Origin of the sequence: Blastopirellula sp. J2-11, from assembly GCF_024584705.1 — a bacterium.
Taxonomy (GTDB): Bacteria; Planctomycetota; Planctomycetia; order Pirellulales; family Pirellulaceae; genus Blastopirellula.
Genome location: NZ_CP097384.1, coordinates 2384032 through 2400062, shown reverse-complemented (window position 1 = coordinate 2400062; position 16031 = coordinate 2384032). Strand labels below are relative to the sequence as shown.

Sequence of the window (16031 nt, the reverse complement as noted above, 5' to 3'; positions counted from 1 at the left end):
CGCCAATCATAAAAAACGTCAAAACGTAACGGCTCAGACGCCCCCCTTTTTTTGGGAAAGGCAGTCCCCGAGGATCCGGTTTTCGACAACGCGAAGTGACTTACCTAATTAACTTGTAACGCTTCCCTAAGGTCAAGAAGTTCACAGACTCTTAACTGGCTCTCCCATTTACCGGGCAGTTATCGCTTTTTCCGAAAAAATATTATACCAGCTCGACTGCGATCAGCGCACTTGAGGGTGTAATTCCTCAAGTCTACCCCGCGATTCGGAGCCCAGGCACTTAGCGCTTCGAGGACTACAGCCCAAGGCAGATCAAATAACTGTTTTTCAATCACGGCGCTGGATCAGCAAGACACGCGTCGGCCGCCAGCGTACCGATCGTTCCCGCCAAATCGTTGACAGATCCTTTCCCGTTGGGATGGACGCGGTTCGACAGGAAGAGGACCACCAAGTCAAGCTGGGGATCGATCCAGAGCGAAGTCCCGGTGAACCCGCCGTGACCGTAGGCGGCGTCACTCATCGTTTTTCCACGATTCCGGGAATAGGCGCTTCGCTTATCCCAGCCCAGCCCGCGGACATTGCCGGCCGCATCGTAAGCCTTGGTCATCGTGGCCAGGGTATGGGGCTGCAAAAGGGCGCCGACCTCAGACCGGGCGTCAAGCATCGCCTGGGCGTAGACCAGAAGATCCTCGGCCGTACTGAATAGCCCGGCATGACCGGCCACTCCACCACAGCGGCGAGCACGCGGATCGTGGACGATGCCCTGGAGCCACACGTCTTCAACCTGGGTAGTAGTGACGGCTCGATCTTGCAGTGCCGCAGAAGGATTGAAGCCGGTTTCGTTCATCCCCAACGGTTGGAAAATATGCTGCCGCGCATATTCGTCCAACGGCTGCGCGGATGCTCGCTTCACGATTTCTCCCAGCAGCAGAAAACCGACATCCGAATAGCGAAACTGCTTGCCCGGCTCTGAAAGGAGCGACAAATTGCAGATCTTCGCGTAGGCCTCCGACCAGCCGTGATCGTAGTCGCGCAGCGCATTGTCCGGAGTCAGACCGCTGACGTGGATCATCAGTTGCCGTACGGTGATCGTCTCCTTTCCTTCTCCACGGAATTCGGGAAGATACTGCACCACCGGCGCATCCAGGTCGACCTTCCCCGCTTCCACAAGTTGCATGATGCTGGTGGCCGTGACGATCGGTTTGGTGAGCGAAGCCATGTCGAACACCGTATCCACCTTCATCGGTTCGACGGAAGGCTCAATCCGCCGATTGCCAAACGCTTGGAGATAGACGACCTTCCCCTGCCGGGCGATCGCCACGACGCAGCCGGGCATCTTGTCCGCTTGAAGGGCCTCCTGAACTTCCGACTCGATCTTGGCGCCGAGTTCGCTCCGCATTTGCACTTCCTCGAAGCTTGCTGCGGGCAACCCTGCCCAGGCAGTGATCGGCAGAAGTTGCACGAGGAAAACGGGGAGCCACGGGAACAATTTCATAGTGATTACTCAATGGAAGCGAACTTCGAGGCCTCATTTCGCACCGGTGCGAAGTCAAGGAGAACCTACGTGATCGCGTAGGTCATTCCGCATTGATTCAGCGAATCCTGTACCTGCTGACCTCCGTAAAAAATAACACATCAGTGATCACGACGGCGCCGCCAGCCAACCCAATCTTCGCCTGCAGACGCAGCCGCGCGGTTGACAGCGCGATGCCATCAATCATTCCCCTGGCCGCTCCATCTGAAACAGTTCCTTCACCTCCACATAATCGGCCAGATAACCGCAGCGTCCCACCGTGCCGGCCGCGGTGATGTCGAACAGGCCCTCTTTCAAGAATGCTTTGTCAATATGAACGGCGACGACTTGGCCAAAGATCACCGTGTTGGGCGTTGGGTTTCCTTCCAGATCTTTCAGCGGCAACATCTGCAGCAGTTTGCACTCGAACGCGACCGGCGTGTCGGCGACGCGCGGCGGTTGGACGAGCCGCGACGGTGACATGGTGAGGCCGGTCTGCTCGAACTCGTTGATCCCATGCTCGAACGGGAACGACGTTTGGTTCATCGCCGCGGCGTGCTTTTTGGTGACCAGGTTAAAGACGAATTCGCCGGTCTCTGCGATGTTCCGCTGGCTGTCCTTCGGGCCGCCGCTGGAGAAGCCGATGATCGGCGGGTCGTAGCAGAACGCGTTGAAGAAACTGTACGGCGCCAGGTTCACTTTTCCTTGCCTATCGATGCTGGAGATCCAACCGATCGGCCGTGGCGCGATGATCGCGTTCATCGGATTGTGCGGCAAGCCATGCCCCTGCTGCGGTTCGTAATAGTAGTAGTCGCTCATCAATACTTTTCCTCGGCGGGGCGGCCTCTCTCTGCCGCGATTTGCTGGATTCTCTCTCCAGCATAGTGGGTCTGGTTTGGGTCTGACGAAACTCGGCACAAAATTGGCCACGAGATGAGTCGGATCCCCCCCGGCGAAGATTGTCGCTTGATAGAACGCACGGATTCGTGGTTGATTATGGAGTGCTGCTGAGATCGTCCCGCGGCGGTTCAACCCTCCAGCTCTGGCTCCTCAACTGCGCAGATAAACGCACCGCAAAATCGCAGTCCAATCCAACTGGTTCAGCCGTAGCGACTGTCTTCCTCGTCAAGCAGTTTTCACATTTTCACCCCATGCGTTCAGGTCTGGGAGAGTCTGAATGAAGATCGATGCTGGAAGTCTCCCTCAATAGACATGGGTCCTTCGTCATTAGGCATTCCGGACGAACGGTCCTGTCCCATGTTCCGCTCAGAAAAAAAACGTTGCGGTCCAGTCCACATTGTGAAACTGATCACGAAGTTCGAACCCCGCATGTCGCATTTGACACAAACACCCGTAAAGTGGTCTTTATTGGAAATAGAGGCCGTATTTCCCACATGCACGTCGGACTACAAAAAAAACGGAGCGGTCCGGTCCACACGCTCGCCCAGAAAAAAATGATGCGGTCCGGTCCAGTCCGGTCCTGCCTGCGCGATTTAGGCAGCTTTGCGAATCTCGGCAACCTGTGCCGGGGGAAACAAATTTGCTTCGCTCAGGTCGATCGTTCCGGCGGCGGCGGCGATCCAAAAGGGATCATGCAGCGCCGCTTCGCGATGACCGGCCAGCGGGACGCTGCGTGGTTGGGCGGGAACTTCCCCTTCGAGACGTAAACCTGACTCGGCCCAATCTTCGGCGACGGTGGTGATTTGGTTCAGGATGCGTTCGACCCGTTGGCGATGCTGCTCTAGTTGGTCGCGGGTTTGATTCGGCGGAATCGTAATGCCGGGGCCCATCAAGCCGCGGCCGCGCGAGAAGAGGCGCGGGATCGCGAATTGGTCCCAGGTCTTGGCACGCTTCGGGCGATCAAAACCAAAACCCATCGGGATCAGCGGCAAGCCGAGTCGTGACGCTAGATAGATCGCGCCTGGCGCTAAACGACGACGTGGACCACGCGGGCCATCCGGCGTGATCGCCAAGTGCATGCTTTTTGATTTTTCGAGCAGTTCTAACAGCGCGGTCGCGCCGCCGCGCTGGGACGAACCGCGGACGGTGTCAAAGCCCATCATCGTCGCGGTGTGGGCGAGCCACTCGGCGTCACGATGTTTGCTGAGCAGCATCGCGATGTTGCAAAAGGGACGCAAATAGAGCGGAAAGCTGATGTACTCGTGCCAGAAGATATAGATGCGAGGGCGATCATTCAACGGATGAGCCGGATCCAATTGCGGATCATGATAAGCGACGCGCAGGTCGATCGTATCGAGCCAATGCCGGATCGTCTCATGCAGCGCGAAGCCGCCCAGTCTTAACAGCCAACGATTATCAAGCGCCATGCGAGCTTCCTATCTCGCGATCCGCGGCAAGCGGATCCGACTATGGGAGCGACGCCGGCAACATCCACTCGCCGGTAAAAACCTCCGTCGCTCCACCGGTCTTATACACGCAATGATCGGCTTCGTTCCACTCCAATTGCAGGTCGCCCCCAAGCAGATGGTTCAAAATTTTCCGCTCCGTTCTTCCCGTAAGTACGCCAGCTACGCATACGGCCGAGGCGCCAGTGCCGCATGCTAGCGTTTCGCCGGAACCTCGCTCCCAAGTGCGCTGGCGAACTTCGGTCGGCGAGACGACTTCGACAAACTCCACATTCACGCGAGCTGGGAAATAGGTCGAACGCTCGATCTGAGGGCCGATTTTCAACACCAGCTCGTCGGTCGCTTTTTCGACAAAGATCACGCAATGAGGATTTCCCATCGAAACGCAGGTTACGTCAAACGATTGCCCGGCGATCTCGATCTTTTGGTTGACGACGGGGTCACAGTCAAAGATGGTCGGAATCTTTTTGCCGTCCAAGATCGGCGGGCCCATATTCACGCGAACCTGGCGAGCCAAGCCGTTTTCGGCTTCGATCTGCACGGTCAGGACGCCGGCGCCGGTTTCTAACTTCAACGTCTCTTTTTTCGCGATGTCATGATCGAACACATACTTGGCGACGCAGCGGAGCCCGTTGCCGCACATCTCGGATTCGCTGCCGTCGGCGTTGAACATCCGCATCCGCGCGTCGGCAACCTCCGACGGCGTGATCAAGATCAACCCATCGCCGCCGATCCCAAAATGGCGATCCGAGACCAAAGGCGCGATCGTCTCTGGCGCAGCCGGCAACTGTTCGGCAAAGCAGTTGACGTAGACGTAGTCGTTACCGATACCGTGCATCTTGGTGAAGCGCATTCACTCATTCCAGCGGGGAGAGTTGGAGGACATACATCCCCTATTTTATCGATTAGAGCCCCCAGAGGGTACGCCGGGTTCGCAACAGTCAAAAACGAGAAAAGGGGGTCAGACCCCAATTTCGCGGCGAAATTGGGGTCTGACCCCCTTTTCTCTCCGGCCCTAGCTTGCGACCGCACTTTCCTTACCTGCGGAATAATCGGACGACTGGTTTGAAAGCGGGCGTTTTGCAAGGTAGATGAAGTGGGTATTCCGCGCGTCGCTGAAAAGGCGAAACGCCCGGATAGACCGTTCAAACTTGCTTCCTTCACGAACTCGAGAACACGATCATGTCCCTAACCGTCCTTCAGCAACATTCGCATGACGTTGACTATCACATCATCGGCGACGATATGCAGTTGGTCGAGATCGAACTCGATCCAGGCGAGACCGTCATCGCAGAAGCGGGCGCGATGAACTACATGCAGGAAGGGATTACATTCTCGACCAAGATGGGAGACGGCAGCGATCCTGATCAAGGACTCATGGGCAAATTGTTTAGCGCCGGCAAGCGGATGGTCAGCGGCAACTCGCTGTTTATGGGACACTTCACCAACGAGGCGTCGACCAAGCGCCACGTCGCGTTTGGAGCGCCGTATCCCGGCAAGATTTTGCCGATCGAATTGTCGGACATGGGAGGGACGCTTACCTGCCAAAAGGATTCGTTCCTCTGTGCGGCGATGGGAACACGGTTGGATATTGCGTTTCAGAAACGTCTGGGCGCCGGCTTTTTTGGGGGTGAAGGTTTCATCCTGCAACACCTGACCGGAGACGGCAACGCGTTCCTGCATGCCTGTGGTGCGATCATCACGCGCCAGTTGGAAGGGGAAACTCTGCTTGTCGAAGCAGGCAGCCTGGTCGCGTTCACGCAAGGGATCGACTACGACATTGAGCGCGCCGGCAACCTGAAGTCGATGCTGCTCGGCGGCGAAGGACTTTACCTGGCGAAGCTAAGCGGTCACGGCACGGTCATGATGCAAAGTCTGCCGTTCTCGCGAATGGCGAACCACATTTTGGCTCGCGCCGGTGGAAAAGGGTAACCCCGTCAGTTGGGCGCCTGTGTTTTGAAGAAATGCGCCATCCAGCGGCTAGCCGCTGATATCGAGAACGCCGCCGGTTTGGCCTGATGGGTCGAGTCCTTTGGGATTCTTCGGCGGTTCGTCGTCGGAGTACTCGGTTTCGGCGAGCAGCTCTTCGGCTTCGTCCTGGATCTCCCAGAGACGGCGGCCGTCGGCATCGCGATCTCCGGCTTCCTGGCTCTCCTCTGGGTCGCCGACACCGGAGGCTTTGACCGCTTTTTGGTCGGAATCGGCTTTACGAGCCTGATTGTTGGTCGCCTGGCGGTTTTGATCGACTTCGCTCGACGCGTTTTGCGCAAGCGGCGATGCGGCCAGCGAACTGATGATGGCGGCTCCCGTGGGCCCAATGCTCATCGTCATCTCCTTAGTCAGAAGGAGTCGGGGATCGCAAGATCCCCGCCAATGCGAGTTCTTATCGACGGCGAATGGGAGAGTAGTTCGCCTAAGAAGCGTAGGTTATGGAGAGCGAAAGTCCAGTTTTAACGATCGCCTGATTGCCCGACTAACTTCTTTATCGACAAACCATCGACTTGGTTCGCCAGATCGTTTGCCGAAAACGGAAAAACCCCTCTACCGGCGGACCTCACGACTTTCGACAAACCGAGCGACTGCTTCCTGCCTCGGTGAACTTGCCAGGTCGGTCATTGGAGCGGTTGGTCGGAGAGGAGCTGATACCGGTACTCCCTCGTCAACCCAATACGTCGCCAGACATTGCGTCGAAAAAAGCACCGTAATCAGTCGCCTTTGGAAATATTCATACCGCTATATTGCAGCAGTGCGATACATCAAATATCCTTTAATGTGCTCTTTTTTTTCCTACCGAGGGAATTTATCCATGCCTACCTCGTGCTTACCGCGCATCCGACGTCAGGTCGGTTTTACGCTGGTCGAACTGCTGGTCGTCATCGCGATCATCGGCGTTCTTATTGCCTTACTCCTGCCTGCGGTGCAACAAGCTCGCGAAGCGGCGCGGCGGATGGATTGCTCCAACCGGCTGAAGCAGTTTGGCATCGCTTACCACAACTATCACGATACGCACGGCAACTTCCCGTCTGGCTATATCGTGAATGGTCAAGTCGGTCCCTGCATCGATCAAGCGAATCCAAGTGGAACGCGGGCCCCTTGGTCGGTCTTGATTTTGCCGTTTCTGGAACAACAAAACCTGCACGATCAATTTCGTTTCAACGAACAGTTTTCGATCAACAACCAGCACCAAGGAACCGCTACGAATCACGCACTGCAGTGGTCTACCAATACCGCTTTTCACTGCCCCAGTGATCCCCTTGCAGTCGACATGCATCCCAGCTATTTGGCCTGTGCCGGAGGGGGCCCGGCGCCCAGCGGTTCGGTCCCGACAATCGATCAGGGCTGCAAAGCGACCGCTACGACCTCGTTTGTCCTGTACTACAACGGCGTCTTCTCGGTCAATTCCAAGACGAAGTTCAGCAACATGCTCGACGGCACTTCGAACTCGTATCTGATGGGAGAAAGCTTCTACGTCGTTCATCCGTCCGTCGACGCGTTTTCGCTGCAGAAGCATAGCTCGTGGGCAGGCGGCGCCTTCTATCGCGCGGACTATCGCCACTACACGAATCTGGCGGCGGCGGTCGAACCGATCAATCAGCCGGTCAGCGGTATTTCGACCAAAGGCCCCAACAAATCGGAAGCCGTCGTCGGTCGTACGTTCGGCAGCTTTCACCCCGGCGGCTGCAACATGTTGTTGGGTGACGCGAGCGTTCACTACATGAGTCAGACGATGGACATCAACACGCATCGCGCACTTGGGGCGATCGCAGACGGCGGCCCGGTCGGAGGTCTTCCCTAATGTCACGAATTCTCAAGTTTGCTCTCTCACTGAGCTTGGCGGCGTCGGCAGTTGGTCTCAGCGGCTGCGGAGGCCCAACTACCGGCACGCAAATCCATGGCCACGTGACCTACGATGGACGGCCGCTCGAATCGGGCAGCATTTCCTTTGAGGCCGACGCTGCGAAGCAGAACAGCGGCCTGACGGCCTACGCGCCCATAGTGGACGGCGAGTTCGTCACCAACCCAGAATTTGGCGTCAGCGAAGGCCCCTATGTCGTTCGCGTGATGCCGCCGGCCGTTGGATCAGGGCAGAAGTCAACGTCGCCGTTGCGTGACGTATTTGTCACCGAAACGACGATCTCTCCTGAGACCAAGTCGTACGACTTTGAGATCCCAGCGGGCAAATAAGAGCTTTGACCTCACTTGCTCAAAAAGGGCTTCCGATCGGAAGTCCGTTTTGATTTTAACGTGGAATTCCACCCGCCGCGGCCGGAGGTTGCCGTGCAGTAGAACCACCGCCGGAGTCAGTCATCGCGCCGACCGGAAACCGGATCGGCTGGTCGGGGAAGAGTTGCTCCAGCGTTTCGTTGACCGCCGGGAAGATCTCTTGCCGCGTCTCAGGATGATCCAGCGTTCCATTGACGTGAATCACCATCAGATTGCGGCCAGCTTCTCCCAGCAACGGGCGGATGACCGGGATTTGATAACGATTGTTTCCCAGTTCGCTATAGAACCGCATCGAGATTCGACCATCGAGATTCGCTTCGCCGGCGCCGGTCAGCGAGATCGCGTCGCCGCTCAACGTCATGCGATTCAGATAGACGTAATCCCCTTTGATCTGAAAATCGATGTCGCTGGTATGAAACGCGGTGTTGTCGGGCGTACGCGCGGCGAACACTTTAAGCAACGAAACGGCCAACGGTAATTGATAAAGATTGCCGTCGCGCAGTTGGACGCGACCATTTCCTTGGAAGGTGTTCGTACCGAGCGAATTGCCGGCCAGGCGCATCTCGGCGAACATGCGTCCCGTGTTTCGTCCGGGATTCGCCTGGCCTAGGTCGAGCAGCGTTTGCTGCAGTTTCCCTTCGGATAGCTTCAATTGCAGACTAAACGGCTGGTTCTCTTGCAGCAGCACGCTGCTGTCGATCGCCAACTGTCCGCCAAAGGTGGTCGCCAAGATGCTTTGCGGAGTTCGCCCTTCACGGCGGGGAACCTGCGATCCGATCACCGCGTGATCCGAACTGATAAAGAGCGGCCCGGTAATCTTGGTCAGCGGAATGTCGTTGTACAGGAGCGAATCGATCGAAAGCTCGCCAAACGTAAACGCTCCCTCGGCGGTCGCTTCGCCGGTCAGTCGCACCGCGCCATAGACCCGATTCAACACGACTCCGGCGGTCACGTCGCAGCCAGCCAAAAAGAAGTCCAAGTCCCAATAGGCGTCTGGCGGCGCGCTCTCTTCCGCTCCGCCGACTAACGTAAACGCTCCACGCATGTTAACCGGCGTCGATGGTTTCAAGCGGCGCACGGACGCGGCCAACGAAGCTGGCAGCGCAGTTAACAGATCTCGTTCAGGAAACAGCCGATCAACTTGCACGTCTTGAAAACGAAGCTGCCAACGGCCGCCAGGCAATTCCTGGCAATCGCCGCCGGTGGCGATCTGCACATTGCCATGTCGCGCCGTCACGCCCAGCAGTTGCACAACGCCGCGGCGAAAATGAACGGCGCCCACCACGTCGTCCATCAGCCACGGAAAACTCCGTGGTTCGATCGAAATGGTGCGACTCGCAGCGCTGTACTTGCGTTCGCTTTGCAGCAGCTCATCGCGCCGCCATTTCTGAGCGCGAATGTCGACATCCAGCTTCCCATTTTCATCCGGAAACGCGACCGCCAAATCCATGTGGTCGATCGTCCCGCGGGGGCGCAGTTCGTCCCACACGCGGCGCGAAGTCTCCGGCAGCGCCAAGCGAAGCTCATCTTCCAGCGGAATATCGGTGCAGGTGAAGTTGAGCATCAACTTGCCGCGGGGATCCTCGGTGCGCGTCCACGATCCTCCGCAGACGACATAGCCAGAATCATTGACCCCTTCGAGCCGCTCAATGATCGTCTTGTCGTCGGTCCAAACGACGCGACCATGGATCTTTTGGATCGGGTACGGAAACTCGTCGTAGGTGACCTGGGCGTCGACGATGTCGAGCGTCAGACGCTTATCCTGATCTTCGTCCCCTTTGTAGCATTGGACCAGGAAGTCGAAATTGGTCGTGCCGCTCGGCTGCAGTTTGCCTGCGATCTCGCTTCCCTTGGAACTCGCCGCCGCCAACGCTTTCAGCAATGTCTCGTCGCACTCAATCGGTTCGACCGAAGTGAAGCGAGCGAACCCTTTGGCCTCGGGGCCCAGGTCGCGCAAGCTGGCGATGATTTTGATCGGCGCTTTGCCGGCCATCGCCGCCAGATTCAAATCGAGAACCCCGTTCTTGTAATCTATTCGTCCCTTGGCGGCATGCACCGGATAAGGAAACTTATGATAGACGAAGCGTGAATCCAAACAGGTGACATGCAGTTCCGGCTTCCACGTGACGCCGTCAAAGTCGACGATTACCTGAGCATCCACGGCGCCGGCTGGTTGATAGTGATCCCAATGCTCCAGCAAATCAGGCGGTATCGCTTCGGTCAGCCGATCGTGCAGGATGTAATTGCAGAGGTTCGCCTCGAAGTGAACCGGCGACGCGTCGCTCCAACCTTGCCGCACCAGCGATGCGACGATCGAACCATCGCCAACGTTGGCCGAGAGACGCTCGACATTCAACCCGGCGGCGTTGGCGACAAACGAACCGAATATTTCGGAAACAGGGAAGGGGAGCGAGCGATCTTTCCAGCGTCCTTCGCTCAGATCGCCGCTGATTTCAAACCGGCATGGTGCGTTCTTCGTCGGCGTAGCGACCGAAAACTTCAAATCAACGCGCGCATCCAGCGGTTCCAGCTTCTCTGCTTTCTGCTGCACGCATTGCGGAAAATCGCGAAACAACTCTGGCGTGACCCGCAATTGCTCCACGCTCCCTTGGATCATGCCAAACTGTGAATCGGGCTCGAGAACGCCGGAGATTTTCGCCGTTTCAAAATGCTCGCTGCGTAATGTTCCTTCGACCGCTAGACGCTTCTTGCCGTTGGCGGCAAGCTGCGGATCATGAAGCGGTTTGATCGTCAGGTCGATCGGATCCAGACGTAACCGAGCGCCGCTGACCGAGTCGTACAGTTCAAACAGACCGTCATGAATTTCGATGATCGGATCACTGTCGCCAAATTTGGGAAGCGGAAACATCGATTGCAAGTTAATTCGCCCATCCGCCTGCAATGCGGCGGAAATGCGCACGCGCTTCACCACAATTCGAGCGACGTCCAATTTGCCGGTGACAAGTTCGCGTGGGTCGGTGTTGCAGTAGACGAACATCTCGTCGATGTCGAGCAATTCGCCGCTATGTCCGGAGACATTCTTTTCGGCGAAACGAAGCCCGCGAATTTCGACTCCCTGGCCTTCATGAAATTGAGCCGACGCAACCGAAATATCAAGATGCTGATAATGCTCGGCGAAACGACGTTCTACGCGAATCCGAATTTCGTCGTTCAGGTTGTGGTACAGGTACAAACCGATCGCCACGGCGACCATCACTGCGGATAGCGCCGTCCATTTGCAAAAGAGCCAGCTTGTATGCACGAACCGTTTCAACGGCGTACGGAATCCTTTCCCGCGTGCGGCCGATTTGCCGCAAGTCGTGTCGTGGGCGATCGTTCCATGATCGCCGCCTGAAGCGGATATCTTGGCAAAATTCGCCCGCAGGGTAAAGCGAAGCTTTCGCGATAGCGGCAAAAGCTAGCAATAATTCGCAACTTAGAACTCTTGCACCACGGCTCACAGAGCCGTAGCACACGATTGTCTTACGCAGGCGAATCCGAATCGGCCGGAAGATTTTGCCCGTTTCGCCAGCGATAAAGGAGCCAAACGGCGGCGCCAGCCGCCAACACGATCAGCGACAGCATCGGCGGTTGACGATAGCGGATCGAGCTGACAAAGATCATATGGAGCAGCGAAAAGTAGAAGATCGGCAATCCGCAGAGCCAAACGCCCAGGCTATGTCGGCGATAAATCACGAGACCGGCCAAACCCAATAGCAAGATAGGCAAGTAGCCAACCGCGATAATCAGGCGGAACTTCACGCTTTGGAAGCTGGACTCGTTGGGCCAGAAGTTCCAATATCGCAGTAGTTTACGCCCCGCCAGGCTCACCACTTCGCCTGGGTGCTGTTTCCCCCATGCGATCGACGCCGCTTTCATCCGATCATCGAGGCGCGTCTCGAACGTGCCGACCAGTGGACCATCATTGGCCGCGTCGGCCGCGCGTTGCTCCGCACGAAACGGCTCGACAAACGCCATATCACTGCCGCCGTCCGAGTGGGGACGAATGCCGTCATACAAGCTAGCCCCAACCTGCAGCGAAGTCGGCACAAACCGCTGAGCGACTTGATAATTGCGAACCCACCAGGGGGTCATCGCCGCCATGAAGCTCAGGCCGAGCACCAGCATGACTTCCAACTGACGTCGTCGCTGCGGCGCCAACCACAGGCAAATCGGCATCGCAAAAAAGGGAAACAGCATCCAACTGGGGCGCGTCAGCACGGCGGCCGCCATCACCGCTCCGGCGGCGATCGCCCACAGCAACGAACTGCGGCGTGAGGTCGCCTGATACGCTTCGTTCCAAAATAAGATCTGCAGCAGCATCCACGGGCAAAACGCAACTTCGCTCAGCACAAAGGCGCTCATCGCCAATCCGCCGGGATAGAGGGCCGCTAACAGCGTCGCGATTAGGCCCGCGGCGGTCGAGAAAAACCGGGCAGCCAACATTCCGCACAGCGCCGCCGTGATTGTCCCCAGCACAACGCCCAACATTCGCAGCGTCAGCGGATGGGGTTCGTCACTGAACCAATAGAACGGCGTAAGCAGCACCGGATAGCCGGGCGTGCGGAAGATATACGAGTCGCCGTAGCGATAGTCTTCACCATGCGCAACTTGCCGCGCCAAAGTTTCATACGACAAACTATCGCCAAAAAAGAAGCGATCTCCCTCTGGAATTCGACTTTGCCACCAGACGGCGGCGCCGACGCGCAGCCCGAATGCGATAAGCAGGATCACCCAGAACCAGCGATTGGCGAATAGCTTTGACATCAGGCGAGCAATTCGTTGGCAGTTGAAAGGTTGGGTTTTGAAATCGAATGGACGACGAGTAAGGGGAAATCCGCGAGCCTTAAACTAGCAAATTCTGGGAATATGCGAACTCTCCTAAGATTTTGCGAATCTGGGAAAAAAAACGCCCGAAATCTCAACGCAGTAATAGTTTACTTCCCGCTAGCACTCGCTATACTCTGAATTTTGCTATACACTCGCCCGGCGACTAGTCGTTTTTTGCCTGACGCCGATCACGTCTTGCCCCGGCAGCGATGACCGAAACGTGGTCCTACGGCGGTCGTGCGATTTCCCCCTCACCTCCCATTATGCATTGAAGCGAAGAGGAGCCTTCCCGATATGAATGAAAAGTCGGCGCCAAGCGATGGAGAAAAGAAGTTTCTCTTCTGGGCCTGTTTTATCTCGCTGATCACCACCGCGTTCGGGTTTATCGTCCGCGCGATCATCATCGATGACTGGGGAACCGTTTTCAATCTGACCGAAACGCAGAAGGGTGAAATCTTCGGCGTCGGCCTCTGGCCGTTCGCGATCAGCATCATTCTGTTCAGTTTGGTGATCGACAAAATTGGCTACAAGACGGCGATGTACTTCGCGTTCGCTTGCCATGCGCTGTCGGTCGTAATGACCATCGTGCTGCCGATGTACTTTGACCCGTACTGGAGTCTCTATTTCGGTACGTTTATCGTCGCGTTGGGTAATGGAACGGTCGAAGCGGTCGTGAATCCGGTCGTCGCGACCCTCTTCCCCAATGAGAAGACGAAATGGCTCAACATGCTGCACGCCGGTTGGCCAGGCGGTCTTGTCTTGGGCGGCATTATCACGATCGGCATGGGGCCAGATGGCTTCCTTTCCAATATCTTTTCCGGCGGCGTATCGATGGCCTGGCAATACAAGGTCGCGTTGATCTTGATTCCGACCGTTGTTTACGGCCTGATGATGTTGCCCTGTAAGTTTCCGGTCAACGAACGAGTCGCTGCTGGCGTTTCGTATGGCGACATGCTGGCCGAGTTCGGAATGGGCGGAGCGTTGATCGTCGGCTTCTTGATGTTCAGCGAATTGGGTCGCGTCGCGACCGAACTACTAGGCAAAGCAGGCGTCGAATCGGGCGAATGGATGATCTACGTCGTCTGGGGCTGCATCATCGCAGCGACCATCGGCATGGGAGCGATCACCAAGTTCGCCATTGGTCGCCCGCTCTTCCTGTTCATGTTGCTGATCATGGTTCCGTTGGCGACTACCGAGCTTGGCACCGATAGTTGGATTACCTCGCTGATGGAACCGGTCATGACCAAAGCAGGCTACGCCGCTGGTTGGGTGATCGTCTACACCTCGTTGATCATGATGATCTTGCGATTCTTCGCCGGTCCGATCGTCCACAAACTTTCGCCGCTGGGGCTGTTGGCCGCTAGTTCGGTGATTGCGATCGTGGGCTTGGTCTTCCTATCGAAGGTCGACAGTATCGCGTTGATCTTTGTCGCTGCGACCATTTATGGCCTTGGAAAAACGTTCTTCTGGCCAACGATGCTCGGCGTGGTCGCCGAACAATCGCCTCGCGGCGGCGCTCTCACGTTGAACGCCACCGGCGGCGTCGGCATGTTGGGCGTCGGCGTGGTCGGAGCCGTGTTCCTCGGTTATTTCCAAGACTCGGCCCAAGTCGCCGCTTTGGAAGACAAACCGGCGATCTTGAAACAGGTCGAAGAAGAGAAGACGTGGGTCTTTGGTAAATACAATGCGGTCAACGCCGATGCGGTGAAAGAGTTGCCCGAAGCGGAGCAAGAAGAAGTGACCGTCGCCAGTGAACAAGCGAAGAAAGACGCATTGTTCGCCGTCGCGATCTTCCCCTGCATCATGCTCGCGTGTTACTTGGCGTTGATCGTCTACTTCACTAGCCAAGGCGGTTACAAGGCGGAAGTCTTGGTCGGCCACGAGGCCGAAGACGCCAAGTTCACCGGCGGTGTCGAAGGACCAGCAGACGCTTAACCTTCGATCGAAAATTTGAACCTACGAAAGGGGAGTCAGCAGCAGCTGCTCCCCTTTTTTTTCGGCTCGAACGCCTCCGGGCAACTCAAACGGGGCAGGGGAGTCGCCGGCGATCAGCGCCGACAAAGCTTCCCATTTCTCGCGACTCATCGCCTGACGCGGCCAGTCGCGTTGGCGCCATAGCAGCACGCAGGCCTCCTTCGCCAAAAAAGGGGAAGCATCGCCCAGCTCCTTCGCATCAAGAACCACTTGTTCGTCGGTCGCTTGCAGCAAGCAGGCGGCCAGCAGTTGGCTGGCCTGCGACTCGACATATTCGCGGCATTCGGCGGCGCCGATCGCCAATCGCAACAGCGATTGATCGACTTGCGGCAAATAGGCTTCTCGTAACAACGGCAACAGTTCGTTACGGAGGCGATTGCGAAAAAAGCAAGATTCGTCATTCGTGCCATCGTGCCGAAAGTCCTGCCCCAGATCGGCCAAGTACGCTTCGACCTCGGAGCGGCGAATCGACAACAGCGGCCGCAACAGACTAATTCCTGGTTCCAGCTCTCTGGCTCGGGGAATCGCGGAGAGCCCCGCGATACTGGTTCCGCGCAAAATCCGCTGCAAGACAGTTTCGATCTGATCATCCGCGGTATGGCCCGTGACGACATAGCGAGCGCCGCTATCCATCGCAAAAGTCCGTAGAAAGTCATATCGGGCAGAGCGAGCCGCCGCTTCAATGCCGTCGGGGCCTGACAATTCGAAATCAACTCGGCCCATGATCGCTTCGATTCCCAATTGCTGGGCGAGTTGCGCTACAAACTGGGCGTCCGCGTTTGATTCTTCGCGCAGATTATGATCCACATGGACCGCGACAAGACGGCCTGGCCCCGATTCTTGAATCGCCGCTAGCGATCGCAGCAGCGCCACGCTATCAGCGCCACCGCTCACAGCGACCAAAACGGTGCAATCAGCCCAGCGCGACGGCGGCCAGCTGGCGGCGACAACTTTCTCAAACAGATGCATCCCGTGTGGTTTTCCGGAAAGGGGGAAGAAAGGGGGGAAGGCAAATCTTCCCAGCGTGGCCCTGGTCTGTTAACATACCTTAAACGGTTTCGCAGCGTTAAGTTGCGGCGAGCCGTTACAGATGACAATTACCCATCGCACTAAGCGACTTTTTC

General features: G+C 57.0%; 12 protein-coding genes. 4 read left to right on the top strand and 8 right to left on the bottom strand.

The window, feature by feature from the left end; translation table 11 throughout:
• Nucleotides 1-331 precede the first annotated feature (331 nt).
• The 4 genes from M4951_RS09835 to dapF form a co-directional block, all read right to left on the bottom strand.
• The gene (locus M4951_RS09835; protein WP_262026310.1) at nt 332-1399 is read right to left on the bottom strand and encodes a serine hydrolase domain-containing protein; all 1068 of its coding nucleotides are present in this window, start codon (nt 1397-1399) and stop codon (nt 332-334) included.
• Between the two features lie 318 nt (nt 1400-1717).
• Complete coding sequence (locus M4951_RS09830; protein WP_262026309.1) at nt 1718-2332, bottom strand: flavin reductase family protein; 615 nt, start codon at nt 2330-2332, stop codon at nt 1718-1720.
• 674 nt (nt 2333-3006) lie between these two features.
• Nucleotides 3007-3840 carry a lysophospholipid acyltransferase family protein gene (locus M4951_RS09825; RefSeq protein WP_262026308.1) on the bottom strand — a complete coding sequence of 278 codons (834 nt, stop codon included), beginning with the start codon at nt 3838-3840 and terminating at the stop codon, nt 3007-3009.
• A 40-nt stretch (nt 3841-3880) separates the two neighbouring features.
• On the bottom strand, nt 3881-4732 hold the full coding sequence (gene dapF / locus M4951_RS09820) for a diaminopimelate epimerase (protein ID WP_262026307.1): 852 nt from the start codon (nt 4730-4732) through the stop codon (nt 3881-3883).
• Nucleotides 4733-5061: 329 nt separating this feature from the next.
• On the opposite strand from dapF, the gene M4951_RS09815 reads away from it, so the two are divergent.
• Entirely contained in the window at nt 5062-5811 is a 750-nt protein-coding gene (locus M4951_RS09815) for a TIGR00266 family protein (RefSeq protein ID WP_262026306.1), read from the top strand.
• 48 nt (nt 5812-5859) lie between these two features.
• Here M4951_RS09815 and M4951_RS09810 read toward each other — a convergent pair whose 3' ends face one another.
• Complete coding sequence (locus tag M4951_RS09810) at nt 5860-6204, bottom strand: hypothetical protein (RefSeq protein ID WP_262026305.1); 345 nt, start codon at nt 6202-6204, stop codon at nt 5860-5862.
• A 481-nt stretch (nt 6205-6685) separates the two neighbouring features.
• On the opposite strand from M4951_RS09810, the gene M4951_RS09805 reads away from it, so the two are divergent.
• Together M4951_RS09805 and M4951_RS09800 are read left to right on the top strand one after the other, a co-directional pair.
• A complete protein-coding gene (locus tag M4951_RS09805; protein ID WP_262026304.1) occupies nt 6686-7675 on the top strand; it encodes a DUF1559 domain-containing protein in 990 nt (329 codons plus the stop codon).
• Nucleotides 7675-8064, top strand: coding sequence for a hypothetical protein (locus tag M4951_RS09800; RefSeq protein ID WP_262026303.1), 390 nt, complete (start codon nt 7675-7677; stop codon nt 8062-8064). Before M4951_RS09805 ends, M4951_RS09800 begins: the two co-directional genes overlap by 1 nt.
• A 55-nt stretch (nt 8065-8119) precedes the next feature.
• Here M4951_RS09800 and M4951_RS09795 read toward each other — a convergent pair whose 3' ends face one another.
• Both M4951_RS09795 and M4951_RS09790 read right to left on the bottom strand, forming a co-directional pair.
• Nucleotides 8120-11365 (bottom strand): AsmA-like C-terminal domain-containing protein, encoded by a 3246-nt coding sequence (locus M4951_RS09795; protein ID WP_262026302.1) that lies wholly within the window; start codon nt 11363-11365, stop codon nt 8120-8122.
• 221 nt (nt 11366-11586) lie between these two features.
• Entirely contained in the window at nt 11587-12870 is a 1284-nt protein-coding gene (locus M4951_RS09790) for an ArnT family glycosyltransferase (RefSeq protein WP_262026301.1), read from the bottom strand.
• A gap of 357 nt (nt 12871-13227) precedes the next feature.
• Here M4951_RS09790 and M4951_RS09785 point away from each other — a divergent pair, with 357 nt between their 5' ends.
• Nucleotides 13228-14868 carry an MFS transporter gene (locus M4951_RS09785; RefSeq protein WP_262026300.1) on the top strand — a complete coding sequence of 547 codons (1641 nt, stop codon included), beginning with the start codon at nt 13228-13230 and terminating at the stop codon, nt 14866-14868.
• 21 nt (nt 14869-14889) lie between these two features.
• Here M4951_RS09785 and tilS read toward each other — a convergent pair whose 3' ends face one another.
• The gene (gene tilS, locus M4951_RS09780; RefSeq protein WP_262026299.1) at nt 14890-15876 is read right to left on the bottom strand and encodes a tRNA lysidine(34) synthetase TilS; all 987 of its coding nucleotides are present in this window, start codon (nt 15874-15876) and stop codon (nt 14890-14892) included.
• Nucleotides 15877-16031: the final 155 nt, after the last annotated feature.